The 23,197-nt window shown below is 40.5% G+C and carries 19 protein-coding genes and 2 pseudogenes; 14 read left to right on the top strand and 7 right to left on the bottom strand.

What is annotated here, in order from left to right; genetic code table 11:
• Window positions 1-702 precede the first annotated feature (702 nt).
• Window positions 703-1,683, top strand: a complete 981-nt coding sequence (locus tag GNE10_RS13370; protein WP_185565594.1) for a calcium-binding protein — start codon at window positions 703-705, stop codon at window positions 1,681-1,683.
• Between the two features lie 883 nt (window positions 1,684-2,566).
• Here GNE10_RS13370 and GNE10_RS35915 read toward each other — a convergent pair.
• A pseudogene (locus GNE10_RS35915) lies at window positions 2,567-2,904 on the bottom strand (hypothetical protein); the annotation flags it as partial.
• A gap of 286 nt (window positions 2,905-3,190) precedes the next feature.
• Between GNE10_RS35915 and GNE10_RS13375 the strand changes: the two are divergent.
• From GNE10_RS13375 to GNE10_RS13395, 5 genes are all read left to right on the top strand, one after another.
• Entirely contained in the window at window positions 3,191-3,673 is a 483-nt protein-coding gene (locus tag GNE10_RS13375) for a tetratricopeptide repeat protein (protein ID WP_099071221.1), read from the top strand.
• Window positions 3,674-3,694: 21 nt separating this feature from the next.
• Window positions 3,695-4,759 (top strand): ABC transporter substrate-binding protein, encoded by a 1,065-nt coding sequence (locus GNE10_RS13380; protein ID WP_185565595.1) that lies wholly within the window; start codon window positions 3,695-3,697, stop codon window positions 4,757-4,759.
• A gap of 149 nt (window positions 4,760-4,908) precedes the next feature.
• Entirely contained in the window at window positions 4,909-5,661 is a 753-nt protein-coding gene (locus GNE10_RS13385; RefSeq protein WP_185565596.1) for an ABC transporter ATP-binding protein, read from the top strand.
• A 444-nt stretch (window positions 5,662-6,105) separates the two neighbouring features.
• Entirely contained in the window at window positions 6,106-6,606 is a 501-nt protein-coding gene (locus tag GNE10_RS13390; RefSeq protein WP_185565597.1) for a hypothetical protein, read from the top strand.
• A 942-nt stretch (window positions 6,607-7,548) separates the two neighbouring features.
• Window positions 7,549-8,376: an ABC transporter permease gene (locus GNE10_RS13395; protein ID WP_185565598.1), complete on the top strand. Its 828-nt coding sequence runs from the start codon at window positions 7,549-7,551 to the stop codon at window positions 8,374-8,376.
• Here the strand turns inward: GNE10_RS13395 and GNE10_RS13400 are convergent.
• Window positions 8,330-8,626 (bottom strand): addiction module protein, encoded by a 297-nt coding sequence (locus tag GNE10_RS13400; RefSeq protein ID WP_260446875.1) that lies wholly within the window; start codon window positions 8,624-8,626, stop codon window positions 8,330-8,332. The two genes, GNE10_RS13395 and GNE10_RS13400, sit on opposite strands and share 47 nt — an antisense overlap.
• A gap of 138 nt (window positions 8,627-8,764) precedes the next feature.
• Between GNE10_RS13400 and GNE10_RS13405 the strand changes: the two genes are divergently transcribed.
• Window positions 8,765-10,099, top strand: coding sequence for an FAD-binding oxidoreductase (locus tag GNE10_RS13405; RefSeq protein WP_185565599.1), 1,335 nt, complete (start codon window positions 8,765-8,767; stop codon window positions 10,097-10,099).
• A 315-nt stretch (window positions 10,100-10,414) separates the two neighbouring features.
• Window positions 10,415-11,473 carry an RNA 3'-terminal phosphate cyclase gene (gene rtcA, locus GNE10_RS13410; RefSeq protein WP_099071230.1) on the top strand — a complete coding sequence of 353 codons (1,059 nt, stop codon included), beginning with the start codon at window positions 10,415-10,417 and terminating at the stop codon, window positions 11,471-11,473.
• Here rtcA and GNE10_RS13415 read toward each other — a convergent pair.
• Together GNE10_RS13415 and GNE10_RS13420 are read right to left on the bottom strand one after the other, a co-directional pair.
• Window positions 11,450-11,740 (bottom strand): annotated as a pseudogene (locus GNE10_RS13415) (sulfite exporter TauE/SafE family protein); the annotation flags it as partial. The gene rtcA and the pseudogene GNE10_RS13415 overlap by 24 nt on opposite strands.
• A gap of 40 nt (window positions 11,741-11,780) precedes the next feature.
• A complete protein-coding gene (locus tag GNE10_RS13420) occupies window positions 11,781-13,232 on the bottom strand; it encodes an MFS transporter (protein ID WP_185565600.1) in 1,452 nt (483 codons plus the stop codon).
• 58 nt (window positions 13,233-13,290) lie between these two features.
• Here GNE10_RS13420 and GNE10_RS13425 point away from each other — a divergent pair, with 58 nt between their 5' ends.
• Window positions 13,291-13,803 (top strand): phosphoribosyltransferase, encoded by a 513-nt coding sequence (locus GNE10_RS13425; protein WP_185565601.1) that lies wholly within the window; start codon window positions 13,291-13,293, stop codon window positions 13,801-13,803.
• A 177-nt stretch (window positions 13,804-13,980) separates the two neighbouring features.
• On the opposite strand, the gene GNE10_RS13430 is transcribed toward GNE10_RS13425, so the two are convergent.
• Window positions 13,981-14,898 carry an AEC family transporter gene (locus GNE10_RS13430; RefSeq protein ID WP_185565602.1) on the bottom strand — a complete coding sequence of 306 codons (918 nt, stop codon included), beginning with the start codon at window positions 14,896-14,898 and terminating at the stop codon, window positions 13,981-13,983.
• Between the two features lie 101 nt (window positions 14,899-14,999).
• Here GNE10_RS13430 and GNE10_RS13435 point away from each other — a divergent pair, with 101 nt between their 5' ends.
• On the top strand, window positions 15,000-15,800 hold the full coding sequence (locus GNE10_RS13435; RefSeq protein WP_185565610.1) for a D-alanyl-D-alanine carboxypeptidase family protein: 801 nt from the start codon (window positions 15,000-15,002) through the stop codon (window positions 15,798-15,800).
• Window positions 15,801-15,928: 128 nt separating this feature from the next.
• On the opposite strand, the gene mrdA is transcribed toward GNE10_RS13435, so the two are convergent.
• Window positions 15,929-17,761 (bottom strand): penicillin-binding protein 2, encoded by a 1,833-nt coding sequence (mrdA, locus tag GNE10_RS13440; protein WP_185565603.1) that lies wholly within the window; start codon window positions 17,759-17,761, stop codon window positions 15,929-15,931.
• 200 nt (window positions 17,762-17,961) lie between these two features.
• Between mrdA and GNE10_RS13445 the strand changes: the two genes are divergently transcribed.
• The 4 genes from GNE10_RS13445 (at window position 17,962) to GNE10_RS13460 (ending at window position 21,859) form a co-directional block, all read left to right on the top strand.
• On the top strand, window positions 17,962-19,092 hold the full coding sequence (locus GNE10_RS13445) for an ABC transporter ATP-binding protein (RefSeq protein ID WP_185565604.1): 1,131 nt from the start codon (window positions 17,962-17,964) through the stop codon (window positions 19,090-19,092).
• 296 nt (window positions 19,093-19,388) lie between these two features.
• Window positions 19,389-20,213, top strand: a complete 825-nt coding sequence (gene rsmA / locus GNE10_RS13450) for a 16S rRNA (adenine(1518)-N(6)/adenine(1519)-N(6))-dimethyltransferase RsmA (RefSeq protein WP_185565605.1) — start codon at window positions 19,389-19,391, stop codon at window positions 20,211-20,213.
• A gap of 254 nt (window positions 20,214-20,467) precedes the next feature.
• Window positions 20,468-21,421 (top strand): 4-(cytidine 5'-diphospho)-2-C-methyl-D-erythritol kinase, encoded by a 954-nt coding sequence (gene ispE / locus GNE10_RS13455; RefSeq protein WP_185565606.1) that lies wholly within the window; start codon window positions 20,468-20,470, stop codon window positions 21,419-21,421.
• A 108-nt stretch (window positions 21,422-21,529) separates the two neighbouring features.
• Window positions 21,530-21,859 carry a DUF3082 domain-containing protein gene (locus GNE10_RS13460; protein ID WP_185565607.1) on the top strand — a complete coding sequence of 110 codons (330 nt, stop codon included), beginning with the start codon at window positions 21,530-21,532 and terminating at the stop codon, window positions 21,857-21,859.
• Between the two features lie 14 nt (window positions 21,860-21,873).
• Here GNE10_RS13460 and GNE10_RS13465 read toward each other — a convergent pair whose 3' ends face one another.
• Entirely contained in the window at window positions 21,874-22,743 is an 870-nt protein-coding gene (locus GNE10_RS13465; RefSeq protein WP_185565608.1) for a response regulator, read from the bottom strand.
• Between the last annotated feature and the right edge of the window lie 454 nt (window positions 22,744-23,197).

Genomic DNA, 23,197 nt, shown 5'->3' on the forward strand with positions numbered 1-23,197 from the left:
CTTCTTTAGATATAGGAATAAATCAATAGAAATAATGGTATTTTAAACACAGAAGGATATCAGATTGTTGTTTAACAGCAAGTTTGATATTGCTGATTATTTCAGATTTTTCTACACAAAAATCTGGATTCATGATGTTCGTTCAATTTTTAAATGACCTACATGTTGATGATTAACATCAATATGTAATTACCCTAATTATGACGATGTCGGCTTTGAGAATTGTTATTTTATTTTCCTTTTATGAGAGTAACAAAATACAGGAATAGTTGATACTAAATATTCCTTTTTGTAGGGAAAATAAAATGTGTACATCCAGTACCAAAAAATTTGCCATAGCTCAGTTATGGCAGTTATGGAGCTAGAGGAAGTTCTGAGGTTCAAGGCGATCGCTTGAATCGGATTAATGCTGTTTTAAATTTTGAGGAGCAGCCTGTCAGAAGCCTACTTTACAGACTTCTCTCTACAGTGCTGTGCGATCGCTACGCGTTTGTTTATAGATGCAACACGTGGTCAAGACGTAACCTACCTGTGCGCCTTACGAAAGCATCACTACTTCCTGTATTCCATGCAATTGAGCTACATAGCTGAGCTTGATTGACAGTTTTTTGGACAATCTAGACAATCCTTGGATCTCTCCCAAATTGTCTATAACTACTGTTGGCCTTTCACTAATTCCTTTGAGTAAACAGACAAAAACATATGGCTATCGAAACTAACCAAATTTATGGCACACCTGGAAACGATTTGCTTACTACTACCGTTGAGAGCGATCAAATTTTTGGGCTAGCTGGGGACGATGTTATTGTATCCCTAAACGGTGATGACCAAATCTTTGGTGGTGATGGGGCTGACCTAATCGTTGCCGGAAATGGAAACGACTTAATTGAGGCCGGCAGCGGCAATGACGAAATCTTTGGTGATGCCGGTAATGACTACATTGATGGCGGCGATGGAGTTGATGTCATCAATGGGGGTAGCGGCAGCGATCGCATCATCGGTGGTAATGACGGAGATACAATCTTCGGTGACGCTGGTAATGACATTATCAATGGCGGAAATGGAAATGACAACCTCAATGGCGGAGATGGTGCAGACATCATTTTTGGGGATGCCGGAGACGATCGAGCCTTTGGGGGTTCTGGAAATGACAACATATCCGGTGGTGATGGTGACGACTTATTCAACGGTGATGCAGGGAACGACTTTGTGACTGGCAACGCTGGTAACGACACACTCTTTGGAGGCACGGGAGTTGGGAATGATATTCTCACTGGTGGAGATGGCAACGACTTATTGATTGGTGGAGCTGGCAATGATTTACTTAATGGTGGTGGTGGGAACGACCGACTGATTGGTGTCGATCCTTTTGTTCCAGAGTTTGGATTCGGTACTGGCGAACTTGATACCTTAACTAGTGGTAACGGAAGTGATACCTTCGTCCTGGCAGCAGGTACTGAGGTTTTCTATGACGATCTTGGGAATAATGACTTCGCGCTGATTACTGACTTCAATATTAACCAAGATACGATCGAGTTAATTGGGTCTGCGTCTTCCTATAGCTTGAGTGCTGCTGGTACTGGTCTTCCGTCAGGGACGGCAATATCTTTCAATAACGACCTAATTGCAATTGTTCAAGGAGTTTCGCTTTCAGACTTTAGCACTGGCTTTGTTTTCGTCTAAGTATTTAGCCGTGCTTTGCCTGCGGTAGACTGCCCTTAACCTGCTTTGTGCAGGGTGGAAGAATTAGCACTGTGGGACTGAAGATACTTGAACTTAAGGTTTTGTAGTGAATTTAGGAATTTAGTGATGGGTTCAATTCCCCACTAAATTTTTCCATAATCTCCTTATAAGTAGAAGGACTAAATTAAACCTAACTCGATCTCGCTTTTCGACACTTCGACACGCTCCCTTCGACAAGCTCAGGGCGGCGCAGTGCATCGCTGCGCTCAACCCTCTTGGAATAAGCTTACCGAGCATTGAGCGTACCCTTCTCTCCGAGACGCTACGCGAACGGGAAGCAAGCTACGCGTAGCGTCTCCCCTTGGGAGAAGTCGAAATGCTTCTTCTAAATAATTGCATGTATTCTGTTTGATCAAAGAAGTAAGGTTGCAGTAAGCTTGGACTCACTGCTAATGAATGATATATCTCTAATATCCTCATTGGTTTAGTGAGGCAAACAGTAGTTTGCTGCATTTTGGTAGTTGATTTTATTAAAATGCAGTTTTTTTTGTTAGCCCAAACTTGTTAATAAAATAATTTTTTATCTCGACTTTATCCAAAATTAAAAACTTGGTTTTGTTATCCGGCAAAAACCCTGGCTTGTTGGCAAATACTTTTTCTACGTCACAGTTCATCGATGAAGTTAAAAAAGTAAAAAGACCGTTACACAATAGACCTCTTGCAATCAATTGCTTTTTGCACTCTTGTGGTCAAAGCGATGCATCTTTATTGGGGAAAGGGAAAATACCAAACCTTTCCCCTTCCCCTTTTCCCGACTTCTAAGAGAAGTCTAATGGTTTCAGCTTAAGCGATCGCGTTGTCAAAAAAATGAATAAAGTCCAGCTCATACATCGCCTGTGGCGTAATATCCAGTGGCTTTTTTTGCTTCGATTTCTACGCGTGCTGAGGAATTCAATCTTTTGGGATTGGTATTTTTTCTATAATCTCAATTTCTGCCTGAGTAATGGCGTTGTATTTCATGTCACTCATTGATACCATGCGGTCAATGTAGGTGATGCCTAGTCAATGTAACTTCTCGGCGCGGTTTTCTTTGCAACAATCAATAATTATGCTGCCATATTGCTGTGCGGTTTGGACGCACACTTCAATTCCATGTACCAAATAGGGACGACAGCTGCAAATATCTGAGCCAAATACATCACAACGGTTGCATTCGTTATGGTCATGAATATTTTTGTAATATTTTTATGAACTATTAGTTACTAGGGAACTGTCAACTACCTATAGTTAGTTTTTATTTTTAAAAGCGTGACATCCTTACCAACAAGCAGTTATGAGTTTTAATGTGGAGTTTGTCATTAGTCATATTGTAGCATACAAAAAATAACACAGAAATTTCATAAATAGCAATTGATCTCCGTAAATTTAAAGATGACTTTAAAAATGTTTGATCAGATAAATTTTGTGAGAAAGTAAAAAGAAAGGTATATTCACTGATCTCAAATTCATGGATTCTTTATCTATCAATTCCTTACTTGAAGAGTTGAAAAATCCCGATGCTACAGTGCGCGAACAGGCAACCAGAAAAATCTGGCGAATCTGGTTTCAGCAAAAGGGAATCTATGGGCTGGAAAGAATTGACCGCAGTCAAAAGTTACTTGATGCTGGTGAAATTACCCAAGCCGAAACAGCACTGACTGAATTACTCAGAGAACAGCCAGATTTTGCTGAAGCCTGGAATCGACGAGCTTTTCTTTATTACAGTATTGGTGATTATCAAAAATCTCTGGCAGATTGTCAGATGGTTGTGCAGATAAATCCAATACATTTTGGTGCCCTTCATGGTATGGGTTTGTGTTATGCAGCACTAGGAAGGTATAGTGAGGCTATCCGCGCTTTCAAACGTGCTTTAGAAATTCAACCCTATTCGCTGGTGAATCAAAAGTTGATTTTAGAATGTACATTTAGATTGAGCTACGACGGTAGATAGGAGAGAGCATCATAGTTTTTTATGAATCCGTTTTTACCCTCATCAGCAACAATTAATCGCCTAACTCGCCGTAATTTTATTCAATATAGTTCTATCTATATTGCTAGTAGCTTGATTGCAGCTTGTACTAACAACAACCAACCATCAACGAAAAGTTCTGGTTTGGAGAAAGTGACATTCGGCACAAACTGGATAGCACAAGCAGAACACGGTGGATTTTATCAAGCGATCGCCACTGGCATTTACAAAGACTACGGCTTAGATGTCACTATCAAAATGGGTGGCCCCCAAGTGGGGAGTGGTACTCAATTGTTGATGGGGGGTGCGGTAGATTTCTTTATGGGTTATGGCATTGACGCCATAAATGCCATTGCACAGGGTATTCCCAAAATCACAGTCGCAGCAATTTTTCAAAAAGATCCTTGGTGTCTCATTGCCCATCCCAACACAGCAATTAAAACCCTGGCAGATCTCAAAGGCAAACCAATTTATGTTTCTGCTTCTGCTAACATCACCTACTGGCCGTTACTCGAAGCAAAGTATGGTTTTACCGACGATCAAAAGCGTCCTTATAACTTTAATCCAGCTCCATTTTTAACTGACAAAAACTCCGCTCAACAAGGTTATGTTACATCTGAACCTTTTGCCATTGAAAAGCAAGGTGGTTTTGAGCCACTGGTATTTTTATTAGCAGATTATGGTTATCAACCATACGCAACTACTATTGAAACTAAAAAAGAACTTGTAGACAAAAACCCGGAATTAGTACAACGATTTGTTGATGCTTCCATTAAAGGTTGGTATAGTTATTTAGAAAATCCCCAACCAGGGAATCAACTGATTAAAAAAGATAATCCCGAAATGACAGATGAGCAACTAGCTTATAGCATTCAAAAGCTCAACGAATATAAAATCATTATTTCTGACATAGGAGAAGAACAAGGTATTGGGGCCATGAGTAACGAAAGGTGGAAATCACTCTTCGATAGTATGGTTGATACTAATATTTCCCAACCTAACGTTAATTATCAACAAGCTTACACCTTGCAATTTGTGAATAAAGGGGTAGGCTATTACAAGAAGTGAATCAATTTTGGGTTTTTAGATTTATTTCACGGATGAATTTAGGGGCTTCAAACCTGTTTAAATTTTAAATTTGTAATATTCAATCCAAAATCTAAAATTTAAAATCTAAAATTAGGTGAGCGATCGCTGTTATTCTCTAAATTTGTTGCATGAGTAACCGTCCCATTATCACACTCAGTCACATTAGCAAAGTCTATGCCAATGGTACTGTTGCCCTGCAAGACTTAAATTTAGCAATTCGAGAGGGGCAATTTGTGAGTTTAGTCGGCCCCTCTGGTTGCGGTAAAAGTACAGTACTGCGCTTAATTGCCGGACTGGGACAAATGAGTTCTGGTAATATTAACTGGGGTATAACTCAGCAACCAAAAAAACTGGCTTTTGTTTTTCAAGATGCTGCTCTTATGCCTTGGGCAAATGTTTGGGAAAATATACGCTTACCCCTAAAGTTAGCGGGAATCTCTAAACGAGACAGCCAAAAATTGCTACAGCAGACATTAACATTGGTAGGATTAGAAAGCTTTGAAAACAACTATCCCCGCGAATTATCTGGTGGGATGAAAATGCGGGTGTCAATTGCTAGGGCATTAGTAACTCAGCCAAATATCCTATTAATGGATGAACCATTTGGCGCATTAGATGAAATTACTCGTAGTAAACTCAACAGTGATTTACTCGATTTATGGTGTCAACAGCACTGGACAGTGGTTTTTGTCACCCACAATATTTATGAAGCAGTTTATTTATCAAATCGAGTGCTAATTATGGGGAAAAGTCCCGGACGTATCGTAGCAGATATAAAAATTGATGCTTCCTATCCCCGTGACGATGACTTTCGGACATCATCGCTCTATAACCAATATTGCCGCGAAATTTCTCTGCATCTAGCCCAAGCTATGAGATAAATAAGCACAGAGGTAACACAGACGCACGAGAAAATAGGAATGGCGTTACAAAATGAAGTACACAAGTAGGGGCGAACAGTCGTACCCTACGGGAAGGCAAAGCCTACGCCCTTACAATTACCTGTACCTCACAAAGTTGCAATTTGCTGTAGATGTAAAATCTGTTTTAATTCTAATTTAGGACTTACGCAACTGGCATATTATTTTAAGTTTGTAGTAAGGACTTCAGTCCTCTAATAAGGACTAAAGTCCTTACTACAAGCAAAAAAATTGATTTTTTATCACACTTGCTTAAGTCCTGTAATTATTGAAATCTGGTTTGTTTTTATTTAAATAATCCTGAGAAACTTTTCATATAATTCTCCAAATGAGGTAATTTCACGGAAGAATGCAAGTAAAAAGTATTTTATGCTTGATAAATGAAATTCTTACTTTTATTTAACTATGCTCAAATACTCAAATTTGCTGTTAGCATTTATAGGAACTTTTTGCATATTTAATTACCCAGAAATACAATCTATCCAAGCCCAAGTACCAGCAAAAGCCAAGCTAACTTACAAAGAGAAATTCGATCGACATACCAGTTTTGTAGATGAAAATTGTGTGCGTCCAGAAACGCGTAGATTCGAGAGTTTAGAATATCAACTGTGCCGCATGGAAGATATTCACACCAGAGTTAGCATGGAAGGGCCAGAGGGAGAAAATGGGCCAACAGCTTACTTTTATGGTGGCAAGCTATTTGCGTTTAGAGATACTGGTAGTGGGCAAGCCTGGATGTTTCAAGACGGAAAATTGATTGCGGAGGTGGAAGTGGGTGCTGTTGCCCCAGAATACAATAAAATCACAACTCAATTTAGTCCTAAAATTCGCAAGGAATATACCGATCGCTCGATAGAATCTACCCGAAATATGCTGAAGGTTTTTGGCTCCAATTTTAATCTGTAAAAATAGTTTGTAAAAAGTTTTTAGTATTCGCAAACTGCTACGTAATGGAACAGAAAAACAGCAATTTAGGGGTATACTAAATTTTTTCTTTTTTTGGAGAGGGCAGTTTTTTGGTTCTACATCACCTTGGAAGTGTTTCTCACTGGCTAAGGATTTATTGGTGGCGAAAGATGGCAAACCTGTAGACAGTATCAAAGATGAAATTGTCAAAAATCTAAGTAAATTAGCCATATTTTAATATCTAATTTTTGTCTTAATTACAGAGATATTTTAGCTATAAAAACTATTAATTTTGTTCAACAATAGTACTGATTCATTAATCTCTCTACTCCCATATATTCCAGGTTTTGCTTCTGTGTTTTTGGGTAATATCAATTAAAAAAATGTTTGCGGCAGATAAGGTAATTCAATAGAAAGTTTAATTAAACTTTGAAATATTATCACTCATATGAGATATTAAACAGGGATGAGCCAAAGAAGACAAATCTAATTTGAGTGATGAATAAACCATAACTTATGTACGGTTTATGAAAATATCGAACCACAGAGACGCAGAGGTCACGGAGCAAGGAGAATTTGAGAAATATTTTGCGTAAGTGCTATAACCAAAAACACAATAGCAACTTTATTCAATCCTCAGGATTTATCCACGCTAAATTACTAAATTAGCATCGGCAGTTCGCCCAACTGAAGTAAAATCAATTAGTGGCGGCGATCGCGTAGCTAAAAGTGCTAGTCTTCTAGAAAAAGGGAAACACTGTGGTCTTGGGGTCTCCCAAGTGGAGCAAAGTGGTGTGAGACGAAAAAAGAAGAATACAAATGAATATAACGCTTTACTAACATAGCTTTGGCATCAAAATAACTTGGATATGAGAAATCAAACCACCACAGTCATACCTCCATGCTTTAAAATTGCTCAGATTCAATTTTGAACTTTTGAAAATGCTGTTTATCCGTCGTCTCCAGTCACAAAAAACGCCAAAAAAATTAATTTCTGCTGATGTCTTTGCACCGATCGCAGTTGGTATTGTAGTACTATTACTGTGGGATATCTTGGTGCGGGTAATGCATTTACCTCCTTATATCCTCCCTGGCCCAATATTAGTATTTCAAACATTAATTACCGACTGGAATGAACTTTTTTCATCATTATTAATTACACTGCAAATTACCATTTTTGCCTTTGTGGCTGCGGCAATTTCTGGTTTATTGATAGCGATTTTGTTCGCTCAAAGTAAATGGATTGAACGCAGTTTATTTCCCTATGCGGTAATTTTACAAACAACTCCCATAGTAGCGATCGCACCTTTAATAATTCTTTGGTTAAAAAATAATACTTTTGCTGCCTTAGTAGTTTGTGCTTGGATAGTCGCTTTTTTCCCCATTGTTTCCAACACTACATTAGGACTCAACAGCGTTGACCGAAACTTGCTCAACTTATTTCAACTTTACAAAGCTTCTCGCTGGCAAACACTACTGTATCTCCGTTTACCTAGTGCCATGCCTTACTTTTTAGGCGGGTTAAAAATCAGTGGTGGTTTAGCGTTGATTGGTGCTGTGGTGGCTGAGTTTGTTGCTGGTACTGGTGGTGCAAAATCAGGTATTGCTTACCGAATTTTGATATCTAGCTACAACTTACAAATTCCTCGAATGTTTGCAGCGTTATTTCTAACAACTGGGTTGGGTGTCTTGATTTTTGTTGTTTTGAATCTTTTATCTGATTTTATATTAAGTAAGTGGCATGAAAGTGCTGTGAAAGAAGAAAACTAGATCGGAATTTGATTATGCTCCATATATAAAAGAGTTTCAAGACTGAGAGTATATTGTCAGTCTGACTATTAATGTCTTCCAAACGTTGTATTAATTCCCGATTCCAAGAAGTTTCTAGATTATCATCTATACCTTCATCTAGAGAATGAATTAAAAAGTAGGCAATTTCACCACGTTCTTTTGCAGAAAGTTGAGAAAGTTCTAGTTTCAGTTTTTCGGCAGTTTCACTCGTATTTTGCAGTCTACCCAATAATTCTAATTATAAGCTTGAGAAAATATTGTTTTGGATTTCCCAACTCTTGACAAGGGTAAGCATAGAGATTATGGCGTAGCGTAATTAATAATAAGCTATAACCACAGCCAACTTAGAAGTCCTGATTTATAAATTATGACAACCAACTTAGATACACTGATTAATTCTCTAGAAGGCATAGAAATAATCACAGAAGCCGCCCAAGTCGCAAAATTATCTCATGATTATCACACCTTTAGCCCAGTGCTGGTGTCGAAATTAGAGGGAAAAGTGGGGGATATTGCGGTGCGCCCCACCAGTGAAGCAGAAGTTTTAAAAGTCGCGGCGGCCTGTGCGAAATACCGCGTACCCGTAACCGTCCGGGGTGCTGGAACCGGGAATTATGGGCAATGCGTACCGTTGCATGGTGGGGTAATTTTAGACATGACGCGGATGCAAAAGATTCTTTGGGTAAAGCCAGGGGTGGCGCGGGTAGAAGCCGGAATCAAATTGGCGGCTATAGATAAAAAAACCAGAGAATTCGGCTGGGAAATCCGTATGGCACCCTCGACTTACCGCACAGCCACAATTGGCGGATTTATTGCTGGGGGGAGTGGGGGTATTGGCTCAATACAATACGGATCGTTACGCGATCGCGGCAATATCTTAGCACTGCGAGTGGTAACTTTAGAAGATGAACCGCGAGTCATAGAATTGCGGGGAGACGATGTACAAAAAGTTAACCATGCTTGGGGTATTAACGGCATCATTACCGAAGTTGAAATTCCCTTAGGCCCTGCTTATCCTTGGGCAGAAGTCATCGTTACATTTGATGACTTTATGGCAGCAGCAAAATTTAGTCATACACTTGGTAATGCTGATGGTATGATTAGCAAATTAATTTCTGTCTTCGCATCACCAATTCCGCAATATTTTCACGCCTTGCAACAATATATTCCTGAAAGTACCCATGCGGTATTTTTGATGCTTGCGGAACCGAGTTTAGAATTATTGCCCGGTTTGGTACAGCGGTATGGCGGCCAGATTACCTATGAAAAATTAGCCCCAGAAGCAGCCAAAGGCACGCCACTAGCAGAATTTACCTGGAACCACACCACCTTACACGCCCGGACTGTAGACACTGGAATTACCTACCTACAAAGTATGTTTCCGGCGGCTAAAAGTCTGCAACTTGTAGAGCATATGTATAATCATTTTGGCGATGAAGTAATGATGCATTTAGAATTTTTTCGCGTCAACGGTGCTGTAGTTCCTGGTGGCTTGCAACTTGTACGCTACACCACAGAAGAACGTCTGAATGAAATTATGCGCTATCACGAAGAACACGGTGTGACTATTGCCAATCCTCACACCTATATTATTGAAGATGGTGGAAGAAAAGTTATTGACCCAGAGCAGTTAAAATTTAAAGAAATAGTAGACCCCTATGGGTTAATGAACCCTGGTAAAAGTAAAGTTCTGCAAGGATAAGGATTAAGAATTCAGGAGTCAGGAGTCAGTAGTCAGAAGTAAAAATTTTTCATCCCTGGTTAGCAGACTTAGTTTGTGTACTCCACACTTTTGGAAATTTGCTATAAAAATTGGAGTATTCTTAAATTTTGACTCCTGAATTCTGACTTCTGAATTCTGACTTCTGAATTCTGACTCCTGAATTCTGACTCCTGAATTCTGACTTCTGAATTCTGACTTCTGAATTCTGACTCCTGAATTCTGACTCCTGAATTCTGACTCCTGAATTTTAAATATTCCGTGGGCAGAACCCAGAATAACATTCCAAAATCACCCATGATTGAAATTGATGGTTCTTACGGAGAGGGAGGCGGACAAGTTCTTCGCACTTCCTTAAGTCTAGCCGCTATCACTGGCGAAGCAATAAGGATTACAGGTATTCGCGCCGGACGCAAAAAGCCAGGGTTAGCACCACAGCATTTAACAGCTGTTCGTGCGGCCGCTAGAATTTGTAATGCCCAACTATCAGGTGATGCTTTGGGTTCAATGCAATTGGAATTTATTCCGGGTAGTGCTGTGCAAGCTGGAACCTATGCCTTTGATGTTAGTAAAGCACAACCTGGTGGTTCTGCGGGTGCGATCGCTTTAATTCTCCAGACAATTCTCCTACCTTTAGCACTAGCACCCGGCAATTCCCAGGTAACACTCAAAGGTGGAACTCATGTGAACTTTAGCCCCACAGTTACATACATCGAGCAAGTTTATCTGCGGATATTGCAACGCATGGGAGTAGAAGCAAAAGTCAAATTAGGCGCTTGGGGTTGGTATCCCCAAGGAGGCGGAGAAATAGAATTGCAAGTTACTGGTGGTTGTCAACTTCACGGGATCGATTTATTGGAACGCGGGAGTTTACAGCAGGTGCGGGGAGTTGCTGTGGTCACAGAATTACCTTCCCACATACCCCAACGTATGGCCAATCGTGCCGAAAATTTGCTTAGAGAAGCGCATTTAAAAGTTGCCGTGCAAGCATCACGAGAAAAGGGCGTTGCACCAGGCGCGGGTATTTTCCTCACTGCTGAATATCAAAACAGCTTGGCTGGTTTTGGTGGCTTTGGGCGTTTGCGATTATCAGCCGAAACAGTTGCGGAAATTGCTTGTCATCAACTACTTGAGTTTCATCACACAGGCGCACCAGTAGACGAACACTTAGCAGACCAGTTATTATTACCAGCTGCTTTAGCCTCACAAGAAAGTCATTATCGAGTAGCTGAGGTCAGTAGTCATTTGACTACCAATGCTGGAGTAATTCAACAATTTGGATTAGCGCAGATAAAAGTAGATGAAATTGAGAGAAGAGTGTCGGTAAAGAGTTTAAATCACAGCGATCGCTGTTAATGCTGCACCTGGGACAATCACAACAACAGCACCAAGCATCGATAAATTTTGCAGAAATTTGGCACTATTGGGTAAGCGATCTATCCATTGATGGGCATAAACTACAATTAATCCGATGGCTATCAACACTGATGCTAATCCCAAGCTAAATGCACTAATTAACATCACTCCATAAGCAGCTTGATGTAAAGCGATCGCACTTAAGAATAAAACTAGCGCCGATGAACAAGGTACAATTCCCTCCGCAATACCCAACGCAATTAGCGATCGGTTCGTGACGGATTTGCTTGGTGGGTGGTGGTGATGTTTATTTTCCTCTGTTCTCTTGCCTTTGTTTGAGTTTCAAGATGATTTCTGAGTGCATTTCGCGGGTGATTGGATAAAAATACGTTAAAACTAAACCTAAAATTAAAGCGATCGCTGGTACTGGCCCAATAAAACTACGAATTACATTTAACACAGTATCCGGTTGAATTGGCATCACGATATCTGCTGTGGGTTTAATATAACCAGCCGCACCTAATCTTTGTAAAACCAGATAAACTGCAAATCCTAAACAGATTTTCTGAAGAAACACCATAAAGCTGTAAAAAATACCCTCTCGTCGCTGTCCAGTTTTGAGTTCATCCAACTCAATTACATCGGGTAACATTGACCAGGGAACAAGATAAGCAGTAGAGACACCGAAACCTGCCATCAGCGCCAAAATATACATTAGGATAATTTGATCGGGTTGCAAGAAAAAAAGTCCAACTTGGGCAATAAGCCAGACACTCATCCCCATGTAGTACACAGCTTGTTTACCAAAACGCTTACTAAGAGCAGTCCAAACAAACAGCATAGACATAGCGGTTCCTTGCACCGTCAGCAAGACCAAGCTAACGTGCCATTGCGGTAGCCGCATCCAACTAGTAACAAAGTAAGGAATAATACCAGCTGACAATTGAAAACTCAACCAAGAACAAAGGTAGATACCTACTACAAACAAGAAAGGGCGATTAGTAAAAACTATTTTGAGTTGTTGTCCTAAAGGAATAGAAACTTGTTGCTCAGTTTGTGGGTGTAACTTTGCTACTGCTTGAGCGCGTTTTTTTGTTCCCCAGACACACCAATACAAAGGTAAAACAGAGATAACAGCACAGATGGCTCCTCCTACTACATATTGTAGTTGTCTATTATTGGGAATAAATATGGAGATAACTAAAAAAAGAAGTAGGGCGAAAATGCTACCGCCAATAGAAAAGAAAAAGCGGAAGCTAGTTAAACTAGTACGTTCATCGTAGTCTTGAGTTAGTTCTGCGGTGAGGGCTGTATATGGTAAATTGACAATTGTATAGAAAGCATTAAATAAAATAGAAACAGCAGTGTAATACCAAAATAATCCCCACTCGTTAACACTTTCTTGATTACTGAATTGCGGAACAATCCACTGTAAAAAGAAGAAAATTCCAAAGGGAATTGCTCCCCAAATCATCCAAGGATAGCGCCTTCCTTGACTACTTTGAGTGCGATCGCTCAATACACCAACCATCGGATCGTTGACTGCATCCCAGACTTTACCGATTAGTTGGGTTCGTCCGGCTAAGTTGGGATCTAAACCAGCAACATCAGTGAGGAAAGGTGACAGATAGGTGATACCAATCATAGCTGCGATCGCTGTTCCCAAATCTCCCGCACCGAAAGCAATTTTAGTACTCAGATTTAGTTTTTCATTTTGAGGTGTTTGTTGAGCATCACCATCAGCAGCAGAATCATTCATAAAAATTTACACTCATACTAAAATAATAAATTTATTTTCAATTACTTCCCTAAAATTTATGACAGACCTTTACGTTTCTTGGTCAGATTATCATCAAAAAATCGAACAACTGGCCATTCAGATTTATGAATCGGGTTGGCAATTTAACCAAATTATTTGTCTTGCTAGAGGAGGGCTACGAGTTGGAGATATTCTCTCCCGGATATACGATAAACCCCTAGCAATTTTAGCAACCTCATCTTACAGTGGCCCTGGCAAACAAGAAAGAAGTAATTTAATTTTGTCCCGCCACTTGACAATGACCAATGAAAAATTAGGTTCCCACATTCTTTTAGTTGATGACTTAGTAGACTCTGGAATTACACTCCAGCACACTATTCCTTGGCTAAAACAAAATACAGATTTCGCCATTGAGGAAATTCGCACAGGCGTACTCTGGTACAAAGCCTGTTCAGTTATAGCACCCGATTACTACGTTGATTACCTACCCGATAACCCCTGGATTCACCAACCCTTTGAACACTACGAGAATATGGATGTTGCAGAACTCGCGGCTAAGGTGATGGGGTGATGGAGGCAGGGAAAAGGTTAAAGGGTAAAGGGTAAAGGTATAAATTAACCTTTCCCCCTTACCCCTTTCCCTTTTACCATTCCCTGGAAAGCCCCATGCCCCATGACGCCACTTGCTCCACTTGGGGAGACTCCAAAACCGCAGTAACTCCCCCATGCCCAATGCCCCATGCCCAAATCAAAACAGCCACAGCCAAATCGGTAAAGTAACCAGCAATAGGATGACTCCACTGGCTAATGCTGTCACTGCCAAATCGCGATCGAGATTGAATGCTTCGGCAATTACTAGTGTGGCGAAAGCTGGAGGCATAGCCATTTGCAATACTATTACCTTGGCTGTGGAACCAGTTAATCCAAATAGTGGTAGGATGCTGCCCAAGATTAATGGCACTAGTAGCATTTTGATGACTAAACTGATGCTTGCTTGTGGTAGGCTGCGCCAAGAATTGAGTAGTGCTAATCGCATTCCAATTAGCACTAAAGATAAAGCTAGGATAGTCCAAGCCAATTTCTCTAGGAATAATTCCACAACGGTGGGAATTGCCACCTCTCGAAATACTAATCCAAATCCAAAACTCCACAGACCAGGATTAATTAAGATGGCTTTCACAGTGTACCAGTGATTTTGAACGCCACCGCCAAAACGTGCTGCTAGGAATACACCCAAGCCATAACTTCCGGGAAAGGAACCTAACAAATCGTAAAATAACGCCCAAGCAAAGTATTCCTTACCTACCATTGCTAAGGTGATGGGAAAACCGAGAAAGCCTGTGTTCCCAAACATTGTCGTTAGCAGGAAGCTAGCTTGGGTTGGCGCTTGGGGAATGGTATTTCTAAAATGAGCTTGTGCTTTCATACCTACCCAACCTAAAAAAGCACCGAGTAGAATGGCTAGGTAAGCGATGGCAGGTGCAATCCAAACCTGCGCGGACAAGCTGGATTGACGCAAAAAAGATACTATGCTTATGGGTACTCCCACCCAATACAGAAACCGTCCCAGAAGGGTAGGAACTGTCATAGGTAGTTTGCGTCCCAAAATAAAACCTACCAGTACTAATCCTCCTAGCTTGACGTATAGTTCTAAAAGGTTTGTCAAAATTCCACCTAAGAACCATCAATATAAAATGCTACCTGTTACTTATACTTTTGTCCAGTGCTAAATATGTTATGGCTATCCCACAAAACAGGAGTTTTCCCTTGAAGAAAGCTGGGTTTTCTAAAAAACTGCAAAATTCATCACACGATCCTGATGACATTCCAGTAGCTATACGCGATACTCCTGTTGCAACACCGAAAGCGTGGTTGCAACCCCAAATTTTACTGATTGGGGGAGCTGCGGGATTTGTATTACTGGCTTTAGTAAGCAGTTTTTTGTTTTTCCTGACAACACCGAGAAAAACTGCCAATTCCGAACCTTCACCAGTTAGTTCTGCTCCTGCGACTCCCCCAGCATCTAATGATTCCAACAATACTCTTTTGGGACATCTGACATATACACAAGCGCCAGAATCAGACCTGGTAATCATTTCCGGAAATAGGGGCATCAGAATGCGGAAAACTGCTGCCCAAAAATTTCAGGAGATGGTGGCAACAGCGCGGAGTGCAAATGTAATTTTGGTGCCAATTTCTGGCTTTCGCTCAGTTAAAGACCAAGAGCAATTGTTTTTTGTTCTTGGTGCCCAGAAAAATCAAACACCAGCCCAACGAGCTGCCCTCAGCGCTCCTCCCGGTCATAGCGAACATCACACGGGCTACGCTGTGGATATTGGAGATGGTGCAGCACCAGCAACTAATCTTGAAACTAAATTTGAAAATACCAAAGCTTATCAGTGGCTACGAACAAATGCAGCGCGTTTTGGCTTTGAAATGTCTTTTCCCAAAAATAATGTTCAAGGCGTGAGTTATGAACCTTGGCACTGGCGTTTTGTTGGCGATCGCGATAGTTTGGAAACATTCTATAGAGCCAGAAATTTAAAACCAACTCCGGCGGCTCAATAATATTTATTGATTGAAGAGGGAGTGTTGATTGTTGACTGTTGATTGTTGACTGTTGACTGGGGAGTTATTATTCTCCCCTCCATTTCCATCTCCCGATTTTTGCGATCGCTGCGTAAGCCCTATTACTTTTATCGGCTCTTTACTGGATTTTCACTTTCTGGTTTTTGATATTTACCTGGATACTTTCGATAAAAATATTCTTCCATAATTTGTAAAATCATTGGTGCAGCAACGCTACCACCACCACCACCGGAATGTTCAGCAAAGGCCACGATGGCAATTTCTGGACGATCTGCGGGAGCATAAGCACCGAACCAAGCGTGATTTTGTTTAACATGACCCTTCCATGCTTCAGCAGTACCACTTTTACCGGCTACTGGAGGAATTGTTGGTTTGTTCAAAGCTTTTCCCGTACCTTCAGATACTACTTTTCGCAGTCCTTGACGCAGGACAGTTATGGTTGTCGGCTTCATATTCAAAGACTCTCGCCAGCTTTTGGCTTCTTCATTGTCTTTAAGCAAATGCGGCTGGACTCGGTAACCACCGTTAGCAGGTACAGCAAACATAATCGCCACTTGCAAAGGTGTTGTTTGTAAAGCACCTTGACCAATTGACATGTTAATGCTGTCTCCTACAGTCCAAGGCATTTTCCATGCTTTCTGTTTCCATGCTTCATCTGGTACTAAACCTGCTGTTTCTTCGTTTACAAATTCAAAGCCAGTTTTTTTACCAAATCCATACTTGTGAGTCCATTCAATTAATGTCGGGCCGCCAACTCCGCGACCAATTTGATAAAAGAATGTATCACTACTCCACTGTAATGCTCCCACGAAACCCAACGGGCCAAATCCGGCGTGGTTCCATTCGCCAAAACGTGTACCCCCAATGTTTAAGGAACCGTAGGTTTGTAAAACTGTGCTAGGCGAAAATTTTCCTGATTCTAACCCAGCAGTGGTAGTAACTATTTTGAACGTACTGGCGGGTGGAAAGGCACTGAGGGCACGATTTACTAAGGGATGTTCTACACCTTGAACACTTTCCCAATCTTTTTGGGTGAGTTTTTGTTTCGAGAAAATATTAGGGTCAAAGGTGGGGTGAGATACCATTGCTAAAACCGCACCATTTCTGGGATCTAGCGCGACGATCGCTCCATTGCGATCGCCTAAAGCTTTTTCAGCTGTCTTTTGCATATCTAAATCTATGGTCAAGTGCAAATCATTACCAGCTTTGGCTTGTTTCTCTCCCAAAACCCGCAGCGGTCGCCCAGCGCCATCCACTTCTACCTGTTGACCTCCCCATTCACCCCGCAACATTTTCTCATAAGCCTTTTCAACTCCCATTTGACCGATGACATCACCCAATCTGTAACCTTCTTGCTTCCTTTGTTTTAACTGTTCGGGGGTTAGCTCTCTTGTATAACCTAGTACATGTGCTAGTTCTTTACCATGCGGGTAGTAACGAACTGCTTCCGTAGAAATTTCTACGTCTTTGAGTTCGCTTTCATACTCCTTTAATGCCGTAATTTGTGCTTCATTCAAATCACGAGCAATGCGAATCAAAGAAGAAGAGTTAGCACCAGCTTCTTCTAGTTTCTTTTCCATCTCTTCTTGGGGAACATCCAGAATTTGAGATAGACGTGGAGCCACAACCGACCACGAAGGTTTAGTATGTGCCATCGGCCACAAATATACAGAACGAGGATAGCGAGTACTGGCTAAAAGTTTGCCGTTGCGGTCAAAAATATTCCCCCTTTCTGGTTGTTTGGGGATCATACGAATGCGATTTGCTTCTGCTCGTTTGCGATGATTTCCGCCTTCAATAATTTGCAAGTATGCTAAACGAGTACTGATTCCCGTCACCATCAACAGAGTAAATACGATGAAAAATATCGGCTGGACACCGCGTCCCACTGTGCGTGTATTTTTTTTCCCACCAAATGGAGATGGTTTTAATAAAGTCATAAGAGAAAAACTATTTCAAAATTTAGATTATCTGTAAATATTTACGATCGCCACTACTGGGTGATAGAGAATTAGCTTGGTATATTTATGAACATATTGTTTTTGGCGGATACAATAAACCAAAGTGTCAAATCTAGTCTGCCCAATAGAGTAGATAAATTGACTAAATCAGGTAAAATCACGGCATTCTACTAAGGATTATGGCTCAAACTGTGATGCAGAATCAGAGGGCGATCGCAGGTTTTCATCCACTTGACGTTGAACTGCGTAATGTATTCAAGTTTTTCGATCGAGAACCAGCAGTTCACGGAATCGACTTGGAAGTTAAACAGGGGGAATTTTTTAGTATTTTAGGCCCCTCCGGTTGTGGAAAGACAACAACACTGCGCTTAATAGCAGGCTTTGAAATAGCTGACACTGGTAAAGTATTGATTCAGGGTCAATCTATGACTAATGTGCCCCCTTACCGCCGACCAGTCAATACCGTATTTCAAAGTTACGCTTTATTTAACCACTTAAATGTTTGGGATAACATTGCCTTCGGACTGCGGTTAAAAAAATTACGTAAAGCTGTAATTGAAAGTAGAGTCCAAGAAGCTTTAAAACTGGTGAAAATGGAAAGTTTAAAATCGCGCTTTCCCAACCAACTTTCCGGCGGTCAACAGCAACGGGTTGCTTTGGCTAGAGCTTTAGTCAACCGTCCCGCCGTTGTCCTACTAGATGAACCTTTAGGGGCCTTGGATTTAAAATTACGCAAGGAAATGCAAGTTGAGTTATCAAATTTACATCAAGACTTGGGTTTGACCTTCGTGATGGTAACACACGACCAAGAAGAAGCACTTTCTTTGAGCGATCGCATTGCCGTCATGAATCAAGGCAAAATAGAGCAAATTGGTACTCCCAGCGAAATTTACGAACGTCCCCAAACATCTTTTGTAGCTGATTTTATCGGGGATACCAATTTATTTAGCGGTGAAATTCTCGCTGTAAACTCTGCTGATGTGCAAATTTTGACAAAAACCGGACTTTCAATTACCGTTGCTCGCGCTGAAGATACCCCATCTCAATTATCACAATCTGTGATTGTCAGTGTACGCCCAGAAAAAATTCAGCTGTCCCTTTATCCCCCTAATTTACCAACAAACTGTTTTGAAGGTCGATTAGTTAATGTGATGTATTTAGGAACACATGTTAATTACATCGTGGAATTAACGAATGGCATCAAAATAAATGCGTTACAACCTAATACTTTTGGTAGCCTACCAGACCGCGATACACCAATTTATGCTTGGTGGGCAGAAACCGATTGTTTAGCATTATTAAGTCATTAGTGGTTGTTTGTTCCTTAGGAAACTACAAAAAAGCTAAGTACAACATTTCATTAATTTCTACCAAATTTTTTGCGTACCTTGGCGTTGAAATGTCAACGCTTTACTAACAGACAAATTCAGAAAAGTTTCATAACCCTTAAATTTCGTTGATAATATTTTTGTGAATTCCGATTTAATTAGATTAATTCGGTTAATAATTCTATGCCAGCTTGCTGTTTACTGAATTGTTTTTTGATAAAAAACTAACAAACACATCTTTCGGAAAAATCTGAAAACCACATCAGGTAAAACTATAAATGATCCGACCGCGCAAAGTCTTTGCTCAGCATTGGCTTAAAAGTGAAAAAGCACTCGACGCAATTATTAAAGCAGCAGAGTGTCAACAGAGCGATCGCATCCTGGAAATCGGCCCAGGAACGGGTATTCTCACTCGTCGCTTACTACCTTTAGTACAATCTCTACTAGCAGTTGAAATAGACCGCGACTTATGCGAACTATTGGCAAAACAACTAAGTAAAAGAGAAAATTTTCTACTTTTACAAGGAGATTTTCTCACTCTAGATTTACCATCTCACTTGGTAGCGTTTCCTAATTTCCAAAAGCAAAATAAAGTAGTAGCCAATATCCCCTACAATATTACAGGCCCAATTATTGAAAAACTACTCGGTACTATTGCTAACCCCAACCCCGAACTGTTTGCCTCAATAGTGCTGCTGGTACAAAAAGAAGTAGCAGAAAGATTGTACGCCAAAGCAGGGTCAAAAGCCTTTGGTGCTTTGAGTTTACGAGTACAATATTTAGCCGAGTGTGAATTAATTTGCACAGTCCCAGCCGCCGCATTCCATCCACCCCCAAAAGTCGATTCAGCAGTGGTAAGATTGCGTCCCAGAAAAATAGAGATCCCAGCACTCGATCCTAAACAGTTAGAAACTTTGGTAAAGTTAGGATTTGCCGCCAAGCGCAAAATGTTACGAAATAATTTGCAATCAGCCGTAGAACGCGATCGCTTAACCCAATTACTGGAACAATTAAAAATAAATCCTCAAGCCAGAGCCGAAGACCTCAGCGTTGAGCAATGGGTAACTCTGGCAAATGAGTTAAAAGTTAAAAGTGAGAAGTGAAAAGTTAAGAGTGAGGAGTGAGGAGTTAAAAGTTAAAAGTTAAAAGTCAACTGCGAGATCGTCGTCTAGATTTAAAACTCAAAATTCACTCACTCCTAACTCCCAACTCCCAATTCCTAACTCCCAACTCCCAACTCCTAACTCCCAACTCCTAACTCCCAACTCCCAACTCCCAACTCCCAACTCCCAACTCCCAACTCCCAATTCCTAACTCCCAACTCCTAACTCCTAACTCCCAACTCCCAACTTTCAAAATGCATTCCTACAGTTTAATTGCCCCTGCTAAAATCAATTTGTATTTGGAAATCATTGGTCATCGCCCTGATGGCTATCATGAGTTAGCAATGATACTCCAAAGTATTTCCCTGGGAGACCGCATTAATATACTATCCACAAGCAATGAAAGCATTCGTCTCCACTGCAACCACCCACAAGTACCTACAGATAAAAGTAATTTAGCATACAAAGCAGCGGAATTAATGGCGAGGGAATTTCCTGAAGCCTTTGCTAAGTATGGGGGTCTGGAAATTAGCATCGATAAACAAATTCCTGTAGCTGCTGGGTTAGCTGGAGGTTCGACAAATGCTGCGGCTGTGTTGGTAGGAATAGATCTACTCTGGAAATTGGGACTAACTCAGTCAGAATTAGAAGAATTGGGAGCAACACTCGGTTCAGATGTACCGTTTTGTGTATCAGGTGGAACGGCGATCGCCACAGGTAGAGGCGAACAACTTTCTCCATTACCAAGTTTGGATAACATATATATAGTATTGGCAAAATACCGCAGTTTAGAAGTTTCTACTGCTTGGGCTTACAAAACCTATCGCCAGGAATTTGGTGATTCTTATATTAGAGATACCAACGACTTAGCAGCACGGGCTAATGCAGTCCACTCAGGAGAAATAGTAAAAGCGATTTTTGAGAAAAACGCAGAAAAAATAGCCCAAAAGCTGCACAATGATTTAGAACGTGTAGTATTACCAGCCTATCCCCAAGTACTGCAACTCCGAGAAATCTTTGCAAATCAAGAAGGCGTTTTAGGAACAATGATGTCTGGTTCTGGGCCGACAGTATTTGCTCTTTTTGATTCTGAACACCAAGCAGAAAAAGTTAAGCTGCATGTCAGAGAAGCAATTTCCGATGAAGACTTAGAATTCTTTGTGAGTCGGACAATTACACACGGTATTCAGGTGGCATCTTCAGTTTAAAAATGGAGAGTGGCGAGTGAAAAAGGCGAGGGGACAAGGACAAAAACTCCCCACTCAACACTGCTTGTTTTCCCAATTGAAAATCCCAAATCTAAAATCTAAAATTGTATGAGTGACCAAAATCTAACCCCAAAAACAGATTCTCAAGTTCAGGTGACAGCAAGCCCGTTGCGTTCGATAATTGGTGCTGTAATTTCTGGAGCAATGGCATTTGGACTGTATTCGCTAATGATTAGCATCGCCACTAGTTTTGCTACCAAACCTGTCCATTCATTGAATCCATTAGTAATAAAAATTACTTCGGCTGTCCGCACATTAGTAGTTGGTGTAGTTGCTTTAGGAAGCGCTATCTTTGGCATAGTAGCAATTGGTTTGTTGGCGTTGACACTGCAATTATTAATACAGCAGTTAACTAAACCGAAAATTAGCGAAAGTTGAGAATTTGCTATGAATCAACAACCTAAAGAGACAAGTTTTTCCAAGGAACCATGATTTTTAATTAATTGTAGTTTCGTAGTTTTCGAGGATTCAAGAAGTTGTTGCTGTTTCCTCCAAGTTTTTGGTGAAAGACCGTGGTGTTGACGAAACTGGCGGGAAAAATGACATGTATTTTGATAGCCTACTGCAATACCAATCTTCTCAATTGTTTGATTGGTATTTTTAAGTAATGGACGTGCTGCTGCCATGCGCCGTTTAACAATCCAAGCGTTTACAGTTTCTCCTGTTTGCTTCGCCACCCGGTTGGTTAAATAAGCAGGTGAATAACCAACTGCAACTGCAACATCAGACAAAGTAATTCCTTGGTGATAATTATCTTCAATGAAGTCGAAAACTGATTGTAATTGAGGAATAGATGGAAAAATGGACTCAGAGTTAATAGACGAAGCTAGCGATCGGTTAACTTGATGAGAGTTATTTGTATACCAATACTTTAATAAAGCTTGCTTTTCAAATCGGACAGCGATCGCTCTGAGTAAATCCTCTATGGTAGAAGGCTTGGTCAAATAATCATCTGCTCCCAACTCCATACCTTTACGAAGATCCGCTTGAGTATTACTACCAGTCAAAAAAATGAAAGGAATAATAGCCGTATCAGGATATTGACGCAGTGTAGTCAAAACACTGTAACCATCCATATCCGGCATTAGAATATCGCAAATTACCAAGTCGGGTAAATTCTCTTGTGCTTGCTGAATACCAGCCAAGCCATTTTCTGCACCTATGGTATCAAAACCTTGAGCCTCAAGAACCTCTAAGAAGACATTGCGGGTAACTGCATCATCTTCAATAACAAGAATTTTTTTCGATGATTCGTGTATCATTTTTCCATCAATAGGATTTTTGTGGCAGGAAATGACGATCGAACTTTGTTCTGAGTGTTCTCTACAAATCTATAAGTCCTTATCCAAACATAGTTACTAGTTAATAACTACGAAAACTGCATCTAGGAACAAGTAAATTTCAACTCTAATTCTGGCTGTAGCATCAATGGAAAGTTAAATTCAACTTACCTGTACCCACCAGAATTTATATATGTGGTTACTCCATCAAATAAGTCAGATCCACACTCATTAATGAGTTGCTAATCACAGCTTTGTCAAATTCTAAATCCTGTTGTTCTTTAGTCAAAAATAAAATGCATTAACAAGCATCAGATATACGTTATGATTTTAATTTTGATTTTAACAATAAAATATGATTTTTTTATAATGGTAATGTAAAGATATTTTTGCAATTATTCTAGCTATAGACAAATGTTATGTACCATTTTTGAAA

Origin of the sequence: Nostoc sp. 2RC, assembly GCF_014222165.1 — a bacterium.
GTDB classification, from domain to species: Bacteria; Cyanobacteriota; Cyanobacteriia; order Cyanobacteriales; family Nostocaceae; genus Nostoc; species Nostoc linckia.